This window comes from Metabacillus sp. YM-086, from assembly GCF_048059995.1.
In the GTDB taxonomy this organism is placed as follows: domain Bacteria; phylum Bacillota; class Bacilli; order Bacillales; family Bacillaceae; genus Metabacillus; species Metabacillus litoralis_B.
The window spans coordinates 26,810-46,973 of sequence record NZ_JBLUOI010000041.1; the positions used below are offsets into that span (position 1 = coordinate 26,810).

The window sequence follows — 20,164 nt, forward strand, 5'->3', positions numbered from 1 at the left end:
GAAATTGTCTAGTTGTCTGCTGTGGTTTCAGCAACACGGCAGACAAGTATATATCTCTTTTTTATTGATGTGTTTCTTAAACAGGGGGATGAGTATGAAGAATCAATGGACGAGTTATTTGTTTGGTGTAGTTAAAGTGAGTATTAGCGGAAGAGGTACAGAGAGGTTTTTAAACGACTGTATCCGAAATAATATTGTGGTGTGGAATGTTAAACGATATGAGTCAGAAAGTTTAAGTTTTTTTATACGCCTTCAAGATGTACATGCTTTACGAGCTGTTGTAAAGAAAAGTGAGTGTAAATGTAGGTTTGAAAAGAGGTTGGGCTTTCCTTTTTTCGTTAAAAAGTCATGGAGAAATAATGGTTTCGTTTTAGGTTTGCTTGCCTTTTTAATGGTCATTTTTGTTTTATCTAATATGATTTGGGGAATAAAGGTCGAAGGTGCATCACCTGAAACAGAACACTTAATTAAAAAAGAATTATCCAGTATCGGAGTTAAAACCGGTAAGTTCCAATTTTTGGTTGAAAATCCAGATGATATTCAGAAGACTTTAACAGATAATATACAACAAATCACATGGGTTGGAGTAGAATTAACAGGTACAACCTATCATCTAAAAGTTGTAGAGAAAAACCAGCCTGAGGAAGAAGAGCTAGTAAGTCCAAGACATATTGTTGCACAGAAGGAAGCTGTAATTAAAAAGATGTTCGTTGAGCAAGGTCAACCGCTAACAACCCTAAATGAACATGTTTCAAAGGGGCAGGTATTAGTATCCGGTTTGATTGGTAAAGAAGATGAACAAAAGAAAGTTGCTGCTAAGGCTGAGATATTCGGGGAAACTTGGTATAAATCTTCAATAACAATTCCATTAAAAACGACTTTTGATGTGTTAACTGGGGAAGCTAAAGTTAAACATTATCTTCAACTGGGTTCCTTAAAAATCCCAGTATGGGGATTTGGAGCTAGTAAATTTAAATCTTTTGAAGTTGAAGATGATGTTTATCATGTGAAATTTTTGAAATTTACACTTCCTATTGCCTATGTGAATGAAACACATCGTGAAAAGGAACAGATAAAAAGAGAGTATAGTGTTGAGCAAGCAAAAGAAGCTGCATTAGATAGAGGACGTAAAGATATTGAAGACAAATTGGATGAAGAAGAAAAGGTCATAGGTGAAAAAGTTTTGCACCAATCGAATGAGAATGGTAAAGTTAAGTTGACTGTTCTTTATCAAGCAATAGAAAATATTGTAAAAACCACACCAATTGTTCAGGGAGATTAAAGAATGCCAGAAGAATTAGTGACAATGAATCAACAAGTAGAAAATCCAAACGAAGCAATTGCTCTATTTGGTAACCATGATCTTCATTTAAAACGAATTGAAGAGGGTTTAAATGTTTCGATTGTAACAAGAGGAGAAGGAGTACATGTTTCAGGAAGTGCCGAGAATGTTAAACTTGTCGATGAACTTCTTAAATCACTTCTTCTCATTATTAGAAAAGGTATTAACATTAGTGAAAGAGACATTATTTATGCCATTAATATGGCGAAAGAACAAAAGCTAGATCAGCTGGAAAACCTTTATATGCAGGAAATTGCAAAAACGGCTAAAGGAAAGTCTATACGCGTAAAAACCTTAGGTCAGCGCCAATATATTTCTGCTATTCAAAAAAAGGATTTAGTGTTTGGAATTGGCCCTGCAGGAACGGGAAAAACGTATTTGGCTGTAGTAATGGCCGTAAATGCATTAAAACTTGGATCGGTTAAACGCATTATTTTAACACGACCAGCTGTGGAAGCCGGAGAAAGCTTAGGATTCCTACCGGGTGACTTAAAGGAAAAAGTTGATCCCTATTTAAGACCATTATATGATGCTCTTCATGATGTTTTGGGAATGGAGCACACCCAAAGGCTGATTGAACGTGGGACAATTGAAATTGCCCCCTTGGCATATATGAGGGGTAGAACATTGGATGATGCATTCGTTATTTTAGACGAAGCGCAGAACACTACGCCGGAGCAAATGAAAATGTTCCTAACAAGACTGGGATTTGGCTCCAAAATGGTCATAACTGGTGATATTACACAGGTTGACCTTCCAAAAGGAGTTAAATCAGGCTTGGCTACCGCGAAAGATATCCTCACAAATGTTAGTGGATTATCTTTTGTGATTCTCGAGCAATCAGACGTTGTTCGACATCCACTTGTAGCTAAAATTATTTCGGCATATGATGAAAATTCAAAATAAGAAAAATGACCCGAGCACCCTTAATCGGGTCATTTTTCTTTGAAAAAAAGTATGTAGAATGCTGCATTCAGTCTAATTGAGTGAGTTATGAATAAACAGTCATTCTTTAGGCACTTTCAACAAAATCCTTTTTAAGGTATTGTTTATGAAAGTGCTTGCACTTTTGTTCTTTTTTTGTCATATTTTGTCTTAACAGTTGAACATTTTTCGATAAAAATGAATAATGGTAGTATAGAATTGTTTATAGGGGCTTTTCTTTGGAAGGTTGTTAGAGGGTGGTGCCAATCATGAAGAAAAAAAATGCCAATTCAAAGGAAAATAAAAGAACGAATAAAGTAATAGATAAGTTAAATAGCTACAAGTTTTTACATATTTTTTTATACAGCATTTTAGCCGTAATCTTATTTGTAGCTTTGTACAGTAATGTAAAGCCTGAAACGCTGGATATTGAGCTCTTTACTGTTTCTGACCAGACAATTTATGCTCCTACAACGGTGGAAGATAAAGTTGAGACTGAAAGAAAGCAACAGGAAGCATATGACTCAGTAGAGGATCAGTATGTTTTAAAAAAGGAAATCTCAGAAAAGCAAGTAGACCTTGTTTCGTCTATCTTTGACACTGTAATAGAGGTTAGAAAAGAAGAAGAAAAAGGCAATGAAGAGGGTGTTTCAACTACCACGTCAAATGAGAAAGTTGAGAAGATCAGAGGGAAATTAACGGATTCAATCAACAAAAAAATACCTGCTGATACATTTGTATCATTAGTTGAAACATCTGAAGACGAACTTGAGTTAGCGAAAGATGCTGTTGTAACAGCTGTGAATAATATAATGAGCAAAGAAATACCTATTGTTCAATTAACAGAAGCAAAAAAGCAGGTTGAGGATGAGCTCCAATATACATCGTTACGACCAGAAGTTTCTGAATCAGCTACAACTCTTGCTAGATTTGCGATCACGCCAAACTATGTGTTTGATCTTGAAGCAACAGAAGAGCAAAGACAGCTAGCTGTAGATAGTGTAAAAGAAGCGCAAATAAAACAAGGGCAAATTTTAGTTGAGGAAGATGAACTCATTAACCGTGAAGTTTATCGAAAACTTGGCCTTGTTGGGTTATTAGATGACCATCAATCTTTTAAACCATTTTTGGGGCTCGGTTTATTTATCCTCCTTATCTTGGCAGCAGTTGTTTATTTTTTCGAAAAGAAAGACAGTCCAATTTCAAGAAAAAATAATTCTTTGTTATTATATTGTTTAATCTTTGCTATTACGATTTTATTAATGAAAATTGTCAGCTTATTTCAAAAGATCGATTATACACACATTGGTTATATCGTTCCGGTTGCAATGGGAGTTATGCTGGTTAAATTATTATTAAATGAACGATTAGCTATTTTAACTAGTATGATCTTTGCTGTTTGTGGAAGTGTTATATTTAATGAAGGAATAACAGGCAATTTTAACTTTTCTATCGGAATTTATTATCTTTTTGGCTGTCTTGCAGGGGTGTTGTTTTTAGGTGAACATAACCTGCGTTCCAAAATCTTGCAGGCAGGTTTATTTGTTGCTGGAGTCAATGTGCTAGCACTTACAGCCATTATGCTTATTAGAAATGGTGGATATTCTAATATGGAAATATCCTCGTATTTTGTGATGGCATGTGCGTCAGGTCTTGTGTCTTCGGTATTGACAATAGGTTTTATGCCATTTTTTGAAACAGGTTTTGGCATACTATCAACGATGAAGCTAATTGAGTTAGCCAATCCTAATCACCCATTACTAAGGAAAATTTTAACGGAGACCCCTGGAACATACCATCACAGTGTTATGGTTGCTAATTTATCAGAATCCGCCTGTGAAGCTATTGGTGCTAATGGACTTCTTGCAAGGGTGGCTGCTTATTATCATGATATTGGAAAAACAAAACGTCCACAGTACTTCATTGAAAATCAAATGAATATTGAAAATCCACATAATAAGCTTTCTGCACAACTTAGTAAAAATATCATTATTTCCCATGTTACAGATGGCGTGGAAATGTTAAGAAAGCATAAAATGCCAAAAGAATTTGTTGATATAGCTGAACAGCACCATGGGACAACACTTTTAAAATATTTTTATCATCAGGCTAAGCAAACGAATGATTCCATCTATGAGGAGGAGTTCCGTTACCCGGGTCCAAAGCCACAAACAAAAGAAATTGCGATTATCTCAATTGCAGATAGTGTAGAAGCTGCAGTACGCTCAATGTCAAACCCTACTCCTGAAAAGATTGAAAAACTGGTCAGGTCAATCATTTCTGATCGATTACAAGATAATCAGTTAGATGAATGTGATATAACATTAAAGGAATTGGATATTATCGCCAAGTCTTTTTGTGAATCATTAAAAGGAATTTTCCATTCTAGAATTGAGTACCCTGAACTAACAAAAAAACAGAAGGTGAAGAAAGAATGAGATTATCTATCGATAGTCATGATGAAACAAATGAATTAACTGAAAAGGAAATACATACAGTTGAAGAACTTTTGCAGTTTGCTGCTGAACAAGAAGGGATAACAGAAGGTGCTGAGATCTCAGTCACATTCGTTACAAATGAACGTATACAAGAAGTAAACCGGGATTATCGAGACAAAGATCAACCAACTGATGTTATTTCATTTGCTTTAGAAGAGATGGGAGAAGGCGAGGTTGAAATTGTTGGTATAGATCAACCTCGAATGCTTGGAGATATCATTATATCGATTCCTCGGACCAAAGAACAGGCTCAGGATTATGGTCATTCATTTATGAGGGAGCTGGGGTTTTTAGCTGTACATGGTTTTCTCCATCTTTTAGGTTATGATCATATGACAGAAGCTGATGAAAAAGAGATGTTTACTAAACAAAAGGAAATTTTAAATCAATATGGACTTAAAAGATCCGAAACTATCTGAATGGAAGCGTTTTTTTAGAAGCTTTATATTTGCTTGGTCCGGTATTATTCAAACCTTTAAAACGGAGAGGAATTTTCAGATCCATGTTTCTATTTCCTTCATCATGCTAATAGTGGGAATGCTTCTAGGGTTTACAACATTTGAATGGGTTCTTCTCCTGTTTTTACTCGGTGGTATGCTTTCGTTAGAATTGATCAATACCGCTTTAGAGCATGTTGTTGATTTAATTACACCAGATTACCACCCGCTTGCAAAAGCAGCAAAAGACGCTGCGGCTGGAGCGGTTTTGGTATATGCGTTTCTTTCGGTTATAATTGGTGTAATTATTATATGGAGTCATCTTAAATTATTTGTATAGCTATGAGCTGTCAAAGCAAATGGTGAGGCTCCGGAATAATGCAGATAGCTTATCATTGTTAAATTAGGACTTCTTTTACTGAAAAAAGGTTTGTTAACTTTAAAGACAAACCTTTTAATGTATTAAATATACTGTCCGAAGATTCTTACAATTAAATGACAAAGTTTGAATTAGGCGTGAAATCTATCCGAAAATTAGGTAAAATAAAAGAGAGAATTAGTCATTCTCTTAGAGAAAGGAAGAAAGATTTAGTGAACATTGAACAACTCATCGAAGAAGCGAAAGCAGCAAGGGAAATGGCTTATACTCCCTACTCTAAGTTTAAAGTAGGTGCAGCTTTATTAACGAAGGATGGAAAAGTTTATAAAGGCTGCAATATTGAAAATGCTGCTTACAGCATGTGTAATTGTGCTGAGAGAACAGCAATATTCAAAGCATATTCAGAAGGTGACAAAGAATATACAACCATAGCCGTTGTAGCAGATACAGTCAGACCTGTTCCACCTTGTGGTGCTTGTCGTCAAGTAATTGCAGAGCTTTGTCCAAAAGACATGAAAATTGTTTTAACAAACCTCCAAGGTGATGTTTCAGAACTTACAGTTAGCGAATTACTACCAGGAGCTTTTTCAGCGGAGGATTTACATGAATCATAATCAATCTTTCAAATCAGGATTTGTATCAATTATAGGAAGACCAAACGTAGGAAAATCTACTTTTATTAATAGGGTGATCGGTCAAAAAATTGCAATTATGAGCGATAAGCCACAAACAACTCGTAACAAGATTCAAGGGGTTTATACAACAAATCAATCTCAAACAGTTTTTATTGACACCCCAGGAATTCATAAGCCAAAACATAAGCTTGGCGATTTTATGATGAAAGTAGCACAAAACACGTTAAAAGAGGTTGATTTAATTTTATTCATGATTAATGCAGAAGAAGGGTATGGTCGTGGTGATGAATTCATCATTGAGAAGTTAAAACAAACGAACACACCTGTTTTTCTAATTATTAACAAAATAGATCAAATACACCCTGATCAACTGCTGCCTCTCATTGAACAATATAAAGAGTTATATCCTTTTAAAGAAATTGTTCCCATTTCAGCACTGCAGGGAAACAATGTTGACACGTTACTACAACAAATCGAAGCTGTCCTACCGGAAGGGCCTCAGTACTACCCGGAAGATCAAGTGACAGATCACCCGGAACGATTTATTATAACAGAGCTAATTCGAGAAAAGGTTTTACATTTAACAAGAGAAGAAATTCCACATTCCATTGCAGTGGTAATGGATACGCTTGAGCGCCGTGAAAACAATGCTGCAATATATGTTGGCGCAACGATAATTGTCGAGCGTGATTCGCAAAAAGGTATTGTAATCGGTAAGCGTGGGAGTATGCTAAAAGAAGTTGGGCAAAGAGCCCGAGTCGATATTGAAGCATTGTTAGGATCTAAAGTGTTTTTAGAGCTTTGGGTAAAAGTGCAAAAAGATTGGCGAAATAAAGCTTCACAGCTTCGTGATTATGGATTTAGAGAAGATGAATACTAAAGCGTTTAGGATGAAACAATAAACAAAATAATCCTATTCATGAAAAGCATTAGTAAAAATTGTTTAACATGAAATGAAGAAAATAAGGTCAAGATAACTGTAAAGAAATTGGATTTATTGCTTGCTAGTCTTAACAACTGAAAGGTGGGGTTTATATGTTGGATTTTACCTGGAAGGTTTTTTCGCAAACAGGTAGTATTGATACGTATCTTCTTTTTAAAGAGTTAGAAAAGGAGAATGATGAAGGACCCGATTCTCAAGATGATGAACTAGCTGAACTAGATTTTCCAATTTCCTGATCTTGCCTGAACCTTTGAAAGGTGAGGGGAAATTTGCTTCAAAAATGTGAAGGAATTGTTATACGATCTACCGATTACGGTGAAACAAACAAAATAATAACATTATATACGAGAGAACTTGGGAAAGTTGGGGTTATGGCTAGGGGCGCTAAGAAACCTAATAGTCGCCTTACGTCAATCACCCAACTTTTTACGTATGGGACGTTCCTATTTCAAAAATCTAGTGGTTTAGGTGGTCTACAGCAGGGAGAAACAATTTTGTCATTTAGAAGTATTCGAGAAGATATTTTTTTAACAGCATATGCTTCATACCTAGCTGAGTTACTAGACAAAAGTACTGATAACCTAGACAGAAACCCTTTTTTATTTGAATTATTAAAACAAACCCTTCAATATCTAGATGAAGATGTAGATCCGGATATTCTGATTCATATTTTTGAAATGAAAATGTTACCAGTATTAGGGCTGCAGCCTCAGCTTAATGCTTGTTCCATTTGTGGTCAAAAAGATGGAACATTTCATTTTTCGATACGAGAGGGAGGCTTTTTATGTCATCGATGTTTTGAAAATGATCCTTATCGATTACAGATATCTCCGATGACAGTAAAGCTCCTTCGTCTTTTTTATTATTTTGATTTAAACCGATTAGGAAATATTTCTGTCAAACAGGAGACGAAGAATGAATTAAAAATGGTCATCAACTCCTATTATCAGGAATATACAGGTCTAACAATTAAATCAAAGCGTTTTTTAGATCAAATGGATTCTTTAAAGGGAAAGTTATAGAAGGACATTGTTGACATTAGAACAATTTTCAATTAAGATGCAAATATAATTTAACAATTGTTGCGTTGAAGGAAAGAAGTAATTACGATTACTCAATGATAGCGACCTTAGGATGGTGAAAGCTAAGGATTGACCCGTAATGAAAGGCGTTCTGGAGCATATTCATTTAAAGTGGCTTATACATATATAAGCAATTAGGGTGGAACCGCGGGCTAGCTCCCGTCCCTATGTCATTAGTCTGACATAGGGACGGGAGCTTTTTTCATTTAAAAGACTGTTATCAAGGCAGTGTCCTTCGAGTCAGTTTTAAATAAGACCACAAAAGTCATGCTGTTTAAACCCAAAAGCAAAAACTTGTTTTATAAATTAATGGAGGTGTATAAAGATGAATATTCAAAATATGATTCTAACGTTGCAAAAGCATTGGTCTGATCAAGGCTGTGTGCTTATGCAAGCATACGATACTGAGAAAGGTGCAGGAACTATGAGTCCTTATACGTTCTTAAGAAGTATAGGACCAGAGCCATGGAAGGTGGCTTATGTTGAACCATCTAGAAGACCTGCTGATGGACGTTATGGGGAAAACCCTAACAGACTTTATCAACACCATCAATTTCAAGTGATAATGAAGCCTTCACCAGACAATATTCAAGAGCTTTACCTTGATTCATTACGTGCTTTAGGAATTAATCCATTAGAGCATGATATTCGCTTTGTTGAGGATAACTGGGAAAACCCTTCGTTAGGCTGTGCTGGTTTAGGTTGGGAAGTATGGTTAGATGGAATGGAAATCACTCAATTTACTTATTTCCAACAAGTTGGTGGGTTAGAGTGTAAGCCGGTTTCAGCTGAAATCACGTATGGTATTGAAAGGCTGGCATCTTATATTCAAGATAAAGAAAATGTATTTGACTTAGAGTGGACTGATGGATACACGGTGCGTGATATCTTTTTAATGCCTGAGTATGAGCATTCAAAATATACCTTTGAAACGTCTGATACGGATATGCTTTTTCATTTGTTCTCAACCTATGAAAAAGAAGCTATGAGACAGATGGATGAAGGTCTTGTCCATCCTGCATATGATTATGTTTTAAAATGCTCTCATACATTTAATCTTTTAGATGCAAAAGGGGCGATCTCTGTTACTGAGCGAACAGGCTATATTGGTCGTGTAAGAAACTTAGCTAGAAAAGTCGCAAAAACATTTTATGAAGAACGAGAAAAATTAGGCTTCCCTATGTTACAGCAGGAAGGAGGAACAAATCATGAGTAAGAAAGATTTATTAGTAGAGATTGGTTTAGAAGAAGTGCCTGCACATTATGTGACAGATGCAATGAATCAATTTGCAGACAAATTAACAAAATGGCTTGATGAAAAACAGTTATCACATGGCGAAGTGAGAACTTATTCCTCTCCCCGCCGTATAGCCGTATTAGTAAAAGATGTGCTAGAAAAACAGCCTGATATTGAAGAAGAAGCAAAAGGGCCTGCTAAAAAGATTGCTCTTGATGAGAATGGCAATTGGTCAAAAGCTGCAATAGGCTTTACAAAAGGACAAGGCGCTTCTGTTGAAGATATCTACTTTAAGGAAATTAATGGCGTTGAGTATGTCCACGTTCAAAAATTCACAAAAGGGATAGAAGCAAAAACATTATTAACAGAGGCTAAACAATTAATAACGGGATTAACATTCCCAAAAAACATGCGTTGGGGAAGCCAAGAATTACGATATATCCGACCAATTAAGTGGCTTGTAGCCTTATTTGGACAAGAAGTCATTCCTTTTGAAATTGCTGGGGTAAAAACAGATTCATATACATATGGTCATCGTTTTCTAGGAGAGAAAGTTGAAATTGCGATGCCTTCATTGTATGAAACGGTATTACTAGAACAATTCGTTATTGCAAATCCTGTAAAAAGAAAAGAAGCAATAAGTCAGCAGTTGTCAGATCTAGAACAGGAACATAGCTGGGTCATCCCGGTTGACGAGGATCTCTTAGAGGAAGTAAACAATCTTGTTGAATATCCAACTGCTTTGTTTGGGAAGTTTGAACAAGAATATTTATCGTTACCAGATGAAGTGTTGGTTACAACGATGAAGGAACATCAGCGTTATTTCCCAGTAAGAAGCCAAGCTGGAGAATTACAGCCATATTTTATTACGGTAAGAAACGGTGATCAAAACCATCTTGAAAATGTTGCAAGAGGTAATGAAAAAGTGTTACGTGCACGCCTTTCTGATGCAAATTTCTTCTATAAAGAAGATCAGAAGCTCAATATTGAGGATGCCGTAAAAAAACTTGATAAAATTGTTTTCCATGAAGAGTTAGGAACTTTAGGAGAAAAGGTGAAACGAGTTGTTAGCCTTTCTGGCAAATTAGCAGACCTACTTCAAGTACCTTCAAATGAAAAGCAAGACGTGGAAAGAGCTGCGTCTATTTGTAAGTTTGACTTGGTTACACATATGGTGTATGAATTTCCTGAGCTTCAAGGGAAAATTGGTGAAAAGTATGCGAGACTAAGCGGTGAAACAGAAGAAGTTTCTCGAGCTATTAATGAGCACTATATGCCAAGACATGCAGAGGATGCAGCACCTACTTCAAATGTTGGGGCAATTGTTGCATTAGCTGACAAGTTAGACACAATTGTTGGGTTTTTCTCCATTGGGAAAATTCCAACTGGGTCACAGGATCCGTATGCTTTAAGAAGGCAAGCAAGCGGAATTATTCAAATTCTTTTATCGAAGCAATGGACAATTGCTTTGCCAGAGTTATTTGAGCTTGCACTATCTTTTTATGGTGATAAAGGTTCTACTGAAGCGAAAGAAGAATTAAAGTCATTCTTTAGACTAAGATTAAAATATCGTTTAGCCGAAGAAAACATTCGTTATGACTTAAACGATGCGGTTTTAGAATCATCTATACTTGAGGTGAATTCACTTGTTGCACGTGCTAAAGTTCTTCAAGAGGCTTCGGTTGAACCTGAATTTAAGGAAACTGTTGAGGCACTGGCTCGTGTGATGAATATTGCTAAAAAAGGAAATAACTTAGATATTAATGAAGATTTATTAGAAAGTGAGCATGAAAGATCACTTTATAATGCATATCTTCAAGCAGTTAATCAGTTAAACAATTTTAAATCTGTAGAAAAGATCCGAGAAAATTATGTTATTTTAGCAGAATTGAAACCGGTAATTATTGATTATTTTGATCATACAATGGTTATGTCAGATGATGAAAATGTAAAGGCGAATCGTCTGGCCCAAATGGTCAAACTATCTCAATTAATAGAATCCTTTGCAAAAATGAATGTCATTTTAGTAAAGTAATGATTAAATAGGAAGGGACTGACTTAATCTTTGTCAGCCCTTTTTCTTTAGCTACAAGGTATTAAAGCTGAACAATATGCTTTTCATAATAGGTAGATAGTATATAATCGACATATGGATAAAAACCATTTGAAGCCTTATCTAAGTATTAATGTGTTATACACAAGAGATTTAATGTTATTATATTAATTAAGGATCTTTTATAGATTGTTATTAAGAGGCTCTTTGATCCGCTGTTTAAGGTTGATTTAGCGGAAAATGAGCAACCTTGCAAAGTGTTTGGAAAAGCCATAATGAAATAATACATATCTAATAGTAAGGCGGTGAGTCTTATAGAACTAAATAAAAGGCAAGAACAAATTGTCGAAATCGTTAAAGCTAATGGTCCAATTACAGGCGAACAAATTGCTGATCAATTAAATTTAACAAGAGCTACCCTTCGTCCGGATTTAGCTATTTTGACAATGGCTGGATATCTAGAGGCACGACCACGTGTAGGATATTATTTCACAGGTAAAACAAATACCCATTTGATTATGGAAGAGCTAAAGAGTCTTCAAGTTAAAGACTATCAATCCATTCCAATTGTTGTAAATGTTAATGTTTCTGTTTATGATGCCATATGTATGATGTTCCTAGAAGATGTTGGAACACTATTTGTAGTTGATGAACAATCGCACTTAATAGGAGTTCTTTCTCGTAAGGATTTACTTCGAACAAGTATTGGAAAGCAGGAACTTACGACGATCCCGGTAAATATTATCATGACACGAATGCCAAATATAACTGTTTGTAGGCCTGAAGATTATATTATAGACGTAGCTCAAGTTCTCATAGAAAAACAAATCGATGGTTTACCGGTTGTAAAAGATACAGATCAGGGTCTTGAAGTTATTGGGAGAATTACGAAAACAAATATGACGAAAATACTTGTTAGCTTTCTTAATGAATAATATGGCTAACTGTTGAAATGGGGAATAGAATATGAGTTATCAATTGATTTATGTAGTTTCGGACTCTGTAGGTGAAACTGCTGAACTAGTAGTTAAGGCAGCGGCAAGTCAATTTAATGGAGCATCAGCTAATACGAAAATCAAAAGAATTCCCTACGTTGAGGATAGAGGAACAATTATTGAGGTTCTTTCGTTGGCAAAGCAGGAAAAAGCTATTGTGTGCTTCACATTAGTTGTACCAGAATTAAGAGAATTTCTAATTGAAGAAGCAACGAGACAAGGTGTTGTTTATTATGACATCATTGGTCCTCTTATTGATAAGATGGAAACTTCATATGGGATAACTGCAAAATATGAGCCAGGAAGAGTACGAAAGTTAGACGATGATTATTTTAAAAAGGTTGAAGCTATTGAATTTGCTGTTAAATACGATGATGGCCGTGACCCAAGAGGGATATTAAAGGCTGATATTGTTTTAATAGGCGTGTCCAGAACTTCTAAAACTCCACTTTCTCAGTATTTAGCTCATAAGCGGTTCAAAGTGGCAAATGTACCGATTGTTCCAGAGGTTGAGCCACCTGAAGAGCTTTATAAGGTCTCAGCACAAAAGTGTATCGGATTACGTATCATGCCGGAGAAATTAAACAATATCCGTAAAGAAAGGCTAAAATCATTAGGTTTAAATGATGAGGCCTTTTATGCGAATATTGATCGCATTAAAGAGGAATTGAATTATTTTGATAAAGTGGTTGACAAAATAGGCTGTAAGGTTGTGGATGTTTCAAATAAGGCGGTTGAGGAAACGGCAAATATTATTGCTAACTTTATGAATAACCAAAATTAAAGACTGGTAAAGGGAATAAATTCCAAGGGGTGGCTGTAATAGTCATCCTTTTCCTTCGTGTTCTTTGTTTCATTTGTCAAATGGTGATATTTTACGATTGATTACGACAAAAAAACAATAGAAATTTATGAACCTTTGTATTATAATAAAAAATTGTGATAAAAAATACTTTTTTTAGGTTTAGAACTTGACATATGGGAATAAACTATTAATTGTAAACTGTCAAGATATTATATAAAAAAAATTTCGACAAAAGGAATTTTAGAACGTTCTCTCGAATAGTAACGATCAAAGGTGTGAAATAAGAAGGAATTTTCGGAGTGATGTAGAATAGAGAAATATGACGAAAAAAATAAAAAAATTTATGTAGATGCTGATGCTTGTCCAGTTAAAACGGAGATTATGGATCTTGCGGGAAAGTATAACATTCATGTCATATTTGTTGCTTCTTATAACCATACAACAGGTAGAACTTATGGAGGAGAATGGGTTTTTGTTGACACGGGTAAAGAAGAAGCTGATTTATACATAGTAAACCACGTCAATAAAAACGACATTGTTATTTCGCAAGACATTGGTTTAGCGGGCTTATTAATAAGAAAAGATGTTATTTTCATTACCCCAAGGGGAAAACAATATACAGAAGCTAATATTGATACAGCTCTTCAATTTCGATACTTGTCTGCCATGGAAAGAAAAGGAGGCAAATATACGAAAGGACCAAAAAAGTTTACAGATGATGATACTTTAAATTTTATCACAAATTTAGAAAAAATTTTGTCGAAACATGCAGGAGAACTTGAATAAATATCGAATATCTGTAATACGGAGTTGTTAGCATGGGAAATCGAATTCCCGAGGAATTACTCGAAAAAATACAAAGAACTTCTGACATTGTTGATGTAATAAGTGAATATGTTCAATTGAAGAAACAAGGACGGAATTATTTTGGGTTATGTCCATTTCATGGTGAAAAGTCACCTTCGTTCTCTGTTTCAGCTGATAAGCAAATATTCCATTGCTTTGGATGTGGTGCTGGAGGGAATGTCTTTTCTTTTCTTATGCAACATGAAGGATATACTTTCATAGAAGCAGCACAGCACTTAGCAGACAAGGCTGGAATCGATTTGCCTTCCATTTCGCCAGTTGATCAAAACCAAGGGAAAGTTGCTTCGAAAAGTACTGATAAAATGGTTGAAGCACATGAGCTGTTAAAGAAATTTTACCACCATTTGTTAGTAAACACAAAAGAAGGTCAACCTGCATTAGATTACTTATTGAACAGAGGATTTACAAAAGAAACAATCGATGCGTTTGAAATAGGCTATTCTTTAGATTCTTGGGACTTTATTTCTAAGTTTTTGGAAAAAAGAGGGTTTGATCTTTCATTAATGGAGGAAGCAGGATTACTTGTTAAAAAAAACAACTCTGACAATGAATTTTTTGACCGTTTTAGGAATCGAATCATGTTCCCAATTATGGATCATCATGGTAATACAATTGCTTTTTCAGGAAGAGTGCTTGGTGACGAAAAACCTAAATACTTAAATAGCCCAGAGACGAAAATATTTAATAAAAGCAAGCTGCTTTATAATTTTCACCGTGCAAGATTACATATTCGAAAAAATCAACAAGTTGTCCTATTCGAAGGATTTGCGGATGTTATTTCTTCAACACGTGCTGGAGTAGAACAGGCCATTGCGACAATGGGAACCTCTTTAACAGAAGAACAGGCAAAGATCATACGAAGAAATGTGTCTGAAGTCATAATATGTTATGATTCTGATTCTGCCGGAATTGAAGCAACCATGAGGGCCTCTAAGATATTAAAGGCAGCAGGATGTAAAATAAAAGTTGCGATGGTCCCAGATGGTATGGACCCTGATGACTACATCAAAAAGTTCGGAGAAGAGAAATTCAAACATGATGTAATAGGGGCAAGCGTACCGATCATGACATTTAAGATGACTTATTATCGAAGAGGAAAAAATCTTCATAATGAGGGGGAAAGACTTCAATATATAGATTCTGTTCTTTCCGAACTATCTAGAATTGAGAATGCTGTTGAAAAAGAAATTTACTTAAAACAATTATCCTCGGAATTTGACCTGTCAATGGATGTATTGAAGGAGCAAATTTTTCAGAAGGAAAAACAAATAAGTAAACAGCAACCTCCGCAGCAACAAAATAAAATGTCTCAGCAGCAGCCAAAAAGAGTCCCTATTCAATCAAAACGGTTATTACCAGCATTTCATACGGCTGAAAGAATGTTGATAGCACATATGCTAAGAAGTAAAGATATTGCTGAAAAGGTTCTTGATCGGCTTGGTCTTCAATTTAATATTGAAGAGCATAGGGCTATTGTCACTTATTTATATGGTTTTTATGAGGAAGGAAATGAAGAAAATGTAAGTTCTTTTCTTTCTAGATTACCAAACCCTGAATTACAACATACCGTATCCAACATTGCGATGATTACCTTAAACTCTGAAGTAAGTGAACAGGAGTTATCTGATTATATAAAACAGGTGTTGAATCATCAAAAAATGTTAATGATAAAAGAAAAAGAAACTGAAAAAAATGAAGCTGAACGAAATAAGCAATTTAAAGAAGCGGCTCAGATTGCAATGGAAATTATTCAATTAAAACAAGCTCTAAAATCATAATAAGTAAGCAATTGATGATGCGGTTAATGATAGACCAAGTCATCTTAAATAAAGGAATACTACCTAAAAAACAGTAATCCAAATGCTTATCTTAAGATGGTAAGTCTGGAAGGAGGGGATCCTATGGCTGATAAACAAACCCATGAAACAGAAGTAACCTTTGAACAGGTGAAAGATCAGTTAACTGAAATTGGGAAAAAACGTGGAGTTTTGACATATGAAGAAATTGCGGAACGTATGTCTAACTTCGAAATCGAATCAGACCAAATGGATGAGTATTATGAATTTCTTGGTGAACAAGGTGTTGAACTAATTGGTGAAGCGGGTGAAGATGTTGAAGATGCTGATCCAAATATCCAAGATCTTGCTAAGGAAGAAGAATTTGATCTAAATGACTTAAGTGTTCCACCTGGAGTTAAAATAAATGACCCTGTAAGAATGTATTTGAAAGAAATCGGCCGTGTTGATTTATTATCAGCTAATGAAGAAATTAATTTAGCTAAGCGTATTGAGGAAGGCGATGAAGAAGCAAAGCGTAGACTTGCTGAGGCTAACCTTCGTTTAGTTGTAAGTATTGCTAAGCGCTATGTTGGTCGTGGGATGTTATTCTTAGATCTAATCCAAGAAGGTAATATGGGGTTAATGAAGGCTGTCGAAAAATTCGACTATGAAAAAGGTTATAAATTTAGTACGTATGCTACTTGGTGGATTCGCCAAGCAATTACACGTGCAATTGCAGACCAAGCCCGTACAATCCGTATTCCAGTTCACATGGTTGAAACAATTAATAAATTAATTCGTGTTCAACGTCAATTATTACAGGATTTAGGAAGAGAACCGACTCCGGAAGAAATTGGAGAAGATATGGAACTAACTCCTGATAAGGTAAGAGAGATTCTAAAGATTGCTCAAGAGCCTGTGTCGTTAGAAACTCCAATTGGTGAAGAAGATGATTCACATTTAGGAGATTTCATCGAGGATCAGGATGCTACCTCACCTTCTGAACATGCTGCTTATGAATTATTAAAAGAGCAACTTGAAGATGTGCTAGATACCTTAACAGACCGTGAAGAAAACGTATTGCGCCTGCGCTTTGGACTTGATGATGGAAGAACACGTACTCTTGAAGAAGTAGGAAAAGTATTTGGTGTAACACGCGAGCGTATTCGACAAATAGAAGCAAAAGCGCTTCGTAAGTTACGTCATCCTAGCCGCAGTAAACGTCTAAAGGATTTCTTAGAATAGGATAAGGGCGGACACAATTGTCCGTCTTTTTTCTTGTGCAAAAGGATCCCTTTAAAATTTTCATTTACAAGCCCTGTTTTCCTTTTTAAAATAAAGGAAACAACTTATTAAGGATGACTACATGAATAGAGAAAAGAAAGATATTATTATTAGCGAGATTAAATATTGGAAAGAAAATAAGTTGCTTCCTGACACTTACTGTAATTTTTTACTTGCCCTCTATACAGAAGGCACCCATGATGAAAAGGGACAACGAGTAGATAAAACAAAGAGACCTAATGTTGCGATTATTGGAATTGGTATTCTTAGTTTTCTTCTTCTTTGTTCTCTTCTTGTCACCTATTTTACTGAATTGTCTTTTGTTTTGCAAACAGTTACAACAGGAATATTTGTTTTAGCTTCGGGACTTGTTACCGCTTACGTAATTAGAAAAAAAGCTGCATTTCAAATTCCGTTAGTAATCACATTTGTGCAACTATTAGTTAGTTCCATAACAATTGTAGATTTTGTTGTGAAAGGGACTGACCTTTGGGTTGTTTTGACAGTTGTTTGTAATTGTTTGCTCTGGGTTATAACTGGAAAGTTATTTCGTATCTATTATTTGCTTGTAAGTGGTATAATAGCCCTCTTTATCGTTATCTTAAGTATTATATTTTGAAAGTATTTACTGGATATAATGTCAACAAAGAATTACGCTTACATTTAACTATTGTCTGTTTTTTGTCTAAAGTGTGAAAAACATGGAGATGTTAAAAGATAGGTCTTTTCCTATTTCAAAAATTACAGTAAAATAGAGGTTGTTTATAAAAATTGTACTTATGTTGATTATCCAGCAGTACCGGGCAGTAGAACCCTATGAGAAATGTAGCTATATTGTTTATTTTGACTATATGTTGATTATCGAAAGTATTCTAAGGGGCAGCGACCACCCATGGATAAGAAATCAGCCATCAAAATAACAAAGCTAAAAATGAAAGTAGATAAAAGAATTATCGGAGGGGACTGCTCGTAAGACAGACGATAATTCTACTCATCATTAGAGGCAATGATATGTTGCCAATGATGAAAAGGCTCACTATTTACATAAGGGAGGTTACATGATGAATCGCAATCCACTTATTCCATTTTTATTAATTGCTGTGCTAGGAATCGGCCTTATGTTCCTTTTATCTTTTAAAGGTATTGGCGATCATGAAGAACTAGCTAGTGGCGGAGAAGAAGAACCAAAAACGGAAGATGTTGCAAACGCTACACCGGAAGAAATTTACCAACAAAACTGTATTTCATGTCATGGACAAAACTATGAGGGTGGAGCTGGTCCTGCACTTGTAGGCGTTGGTGAGAAAATAAGTGTAGATGATATTAAAACAACACTTAAAGAAGGTAGAGGAATTATGCCTGCTGGTCTTGTTCCAGATGAAAAGCTGGACGAAATGGCTGAATGGGTATCTCAAATTAAATAACCTACAAATAAAGAAGTCCTTTGCATCTGTGAAGGACTTTTTTTATACTTTTAAATAGGAGCTTTTGGACAAGATAATGATGTCCAAGAAAATGTAGAATAACGAATTGTGGTGACTAACTTTATGAATGAATTAAAACTATCAAAAAGACTTGAAACTGTTGCATCTTATGTCCCAAAAGATGCGATCTTTGCTGATATAGGCTCGGATCATGCTTATTTACCCTGCTACTCTATCTTACAAGGGAAGGCTAAGGCTGCGATTGCCGGGGAAATTACAGATGGTCCTTATTTATCTGCTAAAAATCAAGTAATGAGATGTGATCTGACTAATGTAATATCTGTAAGACAAGGTGATGGACTTTCAGTAATAGAGGACGGTGAGTCTGTTGACTGTATTACGATTGCAGGTATGGGTGGTGCACTAATTAAAAAGATTTTAGAAGAAGGAAAAGCAAAATTAACAGGTGTTACTCGTTTAATCCTTCAGCCTAACATTCATGCTATTTATATACGTGAGTGGTTAGTAGAAAACGGATGGGAGCTTATTGAAGAAGAAATTTTAGAGGAAGATGAAAAGCTTTATGAAGTACTAGTAGCGGAAAAAGGTGAAGCAACGCGTCCATATAAACATTATTCTTATGAAGCTGGATTGTTATTAGGACCAATTTTAGCTAAGGAGAAATCAGAAACATTTCAAAAAAAATGGTCTGGGGAATATCAACATTGGAAATCCATCATTGCGAAACTTGAAGAAGCTGGACATACATACGAAAAGAATGAGAAATATCAAGAAATAATAAAGCAAATGAAGCTGGTAGAGGAGGTTCTTAGCTAATGACTAAAAAACCAAATGGCTTTGAAGTCATTCAATTGTTTGAGTCATTCTCACCAAAAGCATATGCTGTTGAAGGAGATAAAATTGGGCTTCAAATTGGTAGTTTAAACAAAAAAGTTAAAAATGTGATGATTACATTAGATGTAGTTGAATCTGTTATTGATGAAGCGATCGATCAAAATGTTGATCTAATAATTGCTCATCATCCTCCGATATTTAGACCAATTAAAACTCTATCAACTGAAACCACTTATGGAAAAATGCTTGAAAAGTGTATCAAACACAACATTGCGATTTATGCAGCGCATACTAATTTGGATGTAGCAATTGGAGGGGTTAATGATTTATTAGCGGAAGCATTGCAATTAACCAATTTAGAGGTGCTTGTTCCCACGTATGAGGATCAATTAAAGAAGCTGGTGGTGTTTGTACCTGATACTCATGAAAAAGTGGTGAGAGATGCGTTAGGAAGTGCAGGAGCTGGTCATATCGGTGCCTATAGTCACTGTTCTTTTTCAGCTAAAGGAGAGGGAAGCTTCTTGCCTCTAGATCAGTCAAATCCTTTCATAGGTGAAAAGGGAAAACTTGAGTATGTAGACGAACACAGAATTGAAACAATTTTCCCGCAATCAATTCAAAAAAAG

At 35.4% G+C, this 20,164-nt stretch carries 20 protein-coding genes and 1 other annotated feature; all 20 genes read left to right on the forward strand.

Translation table 11 applies throughout. The annotated features are described in order from the left end of the window. Positions 1-94: 94 nt before the first annotated feature. Positions 95-1,282: a sporulation protein YqfD gene (yqfD, locus tag ACEWK1_RS16890; RefSeq protein ID WP_212136727.1), complete on the forward strand. Its 1,188-nt coding sequence runs from the start codon at positions 95-97 to the stop codon at positions 1,280-1,282. A gap of 3 nt (positions 1,283-1,285) precedes the next feature. After that, on the forward strand, positions 1,286-2,248 hold the full coding sequence (locus tag ACEWK1_RS16895) for a PhoH family protein (protein ID WP_121662880.1): 963 nt from the start codon (positions 1,286-1,288) through the stop codon (positions 2,246-2,248). Between the two features lie 287 nt (positions 2,249-2,535). Continuing rightward, complete coding sequence (locus ACEWK1_RS16900; RefSeq protein WP_212136725.1) at positions 2,536-4,704, forward strand: HD family phosphohydrolase; 2,169 nt, start codon at positions 2,536-2,538, stop codon at positions 4,702-4,704. Then, positions 4,701-5,183 carry an rRNA maturation RNase YbeY gene (gene ybeY, locus ACEWK1_RS16905; RefSeq protein WP_121662878.1) on the forward strand — a complete coding sequence of 161 codons (483 nt, stop codon included), beginning with the start codon at positions 4,701-4,703 and terminating at the stop codon, positions 5,181-5,183. The genes ACEWK1_RS16900 and ybeY overlap by 4 nt, the downstream gene beginning before the upstream one ends. Next, complete coding sequence (locus ACEWK1_RS16910; protein ID WP_121662877.1) at positions 5,155-5,541, forward strand: diacylglycerol kinase; 387 nt, start codon at positions 5,155-5,157, stop codon at positions 5,539-5,541. The genes ybeY and ACEWK1_RS16910 overlap by 29 nt, the downstream gene beginning before the upstream one ends. Before the next feature lie 155 nt (positions 5,542-5,696). After that, entirely contained in the window at positions 5,697-6,194 is a 498-nt protein-coding gene (locus ACEWK1_RS16915) for a cytidine deaminase (RefSeq protein WP_121662876.1), read from the forward strand. Further along, entirely contained in the window at positions 6,184-7,095 is a 912-nt protein-coding gene (gene era / locus ACEWK1_RS16920; protein ID WP_121662875.1) for a GTPase Era, read from the forward strand. The genes ACEWK1_RS16915 and era overlap by 11 nt, the downstream gene beginning before the upstream one ends. A 155-nt stretch (positions 7,096-7,250) precedes the next feature. Next, positions 7,251-7,394, forward strand: a complete 144-nt coding sequence (locus tag ACEWK1_RS16925) for a YqzL family protein (protein ID WP_098797488.1) — start codon at positions 7,251-7,253, stop codon at positions 7,392-7,394. 33 nt (positions 7,395-7,427) lie between these two features. After that, positions 7,428-8,180, forward strand: coding sequence for a DNA repair protein RecO (gene recO, locus ACEWK1_RS16930; RefSeq protein ID WP_121662874.1), 753 nt, complete (start codon positions 7,428-7,430; stop codon positions 8,178-8,180). Positions 8,181-8,236: 56 nt separating this feature from the next. Further along, positions 8,237-8,410: a binding site (T-box leader), on the forward strand. 155 nt (positions 8,411-8,565) lie between these two features. Next, a complete protein-coding gene (gene glyQ, locus ACEWK1_RS16935; protein ID WP_212136723.1) occupies positions 8,566-9,456 on the forward strand; it encodes a glycine--tRNA ligase subunit alpha in 891 nt (296 codons plus the stop codon). Further along, complete coding sequence (gene glyS / locus ACEWK1_RS16940) at positions 9,449-11,512, forward strand: glycine--tRNA ligase subunit beta (RefSeq protein ID WP_212136721.1); 2,064 nt, start codon at positions 9,449-9,451, stop codon at positions 11,510-11,512. The genes glyQ and glyS overlap by 8 nt, the downstream gene beginning before the upstream one ends. A gap of 323 nt (positions 11,513-11,835) precedes the next feature. Then, on the forward strand, positions 11,836-12,465 hold the full coding sequence (locus tag ACEWK1_RS16945; RefSeq protein ID WP_121662871.1) for a helix-turn-helix transcriptional regulator: 630 nt from the start codon (positions 11,836-11,838) through the stop codon (positions 12,463-12,465). A gap of 31 nt (positions 12,466-12,496) precedes the next feature. Further along, positions 12,497-13,309: a pyruvate, water dikinase regulatory protein gene (locus tag ACEWK1_RS16950; RefSeq protein WP_098797483.1), complete on the forward strand. Its 813-nt coding sequence runs from the start codon at positions 12,497-12,499 to the stop codon at positions 13,307-13,309. A 402-nt stretch (positions 13,310-13,711) separates the two neighbouring features. Beyond that, the gene (locus ACEWK1_RS16955) at positions 13,712-14,116 is read left to right on the forward strand and encodes a YaiI/YqxD family protein (protein ID WP_212136719.1); all 405 of its coding nucleotides are present in this window, start codon (positions 13,712-13,714) and stop codon (positions 14,114-14,116) included. 32 nt (positions 14,117-14,148) lie between these two features. Further along, the gene (gene dnaG, locus ACEWK1_RS16960) at positions 14,149-15,975 is read left to right on the forward strand and encodes a DNA primase (RefSeq protein ID WP_121662868.1); all 1,827 of its coding nucleotides are present in this window, start codon (positions 14,149-14,151) and stop codon (positions 15,973-15,975) included. 123 nt (positions 15,976-16,098) lie between these two features. After that, entirely contained in the window at positions 16,099-17,220 is a 1,122-nt protein-coding gene (rpoD, locus tag ACEWK1_RS16965) for an RNA polymerase sigma factor RpoD (protein WP_121662867.1), read from the forward strand. Between the two features lie 121 nt (positions 17,221-17,341). Then, a complete protein-coding gene (locus tag ACEWK1_RS16970; RefSeq protein ID WP_121662866.1) occupies positions 17,342-17,878 on the forward strand; it encodes a hypothetical protein in 537 nt (178 codons plus the stop codon). 442 nt (positions 17,879-18,320) lie between these two features. Then, a complete protein-coding gene (cccA, locus tag ACEWK1_RS16975) occupies positions 18,321-18,683 on the forward strand; it encodes a cytochrome c550 (protein ID WP_121662865.1) in 363 nt (120 codons plus the stop codon). Positions 18,684-18,806: 123 nt separating this feature from the next. Next, positions 18,807-19,520, forward strand: a complete 714-nt coding sequence (locus ACEWK1_RS16980) for a tRNA (adenine(22)-N(1))-methyltransferase (protein WP_212136717.1) — start codon at positions 18,807-18,809, stop codon at positions 19,518-19,520. Continuing rightward, the coding region (locus tag ACEWK1_RS16985) for a Nif3-like dinuclear metal center hexameric protein (protein ID WP_416636528.1) at positions 19,520-20,164 on the forward strand (645 nt) is incomplete at its 3' end. The genes ACEWK1_RS16980 and ACEWK1_RS16985, both read left to right, overlap by 1 nt.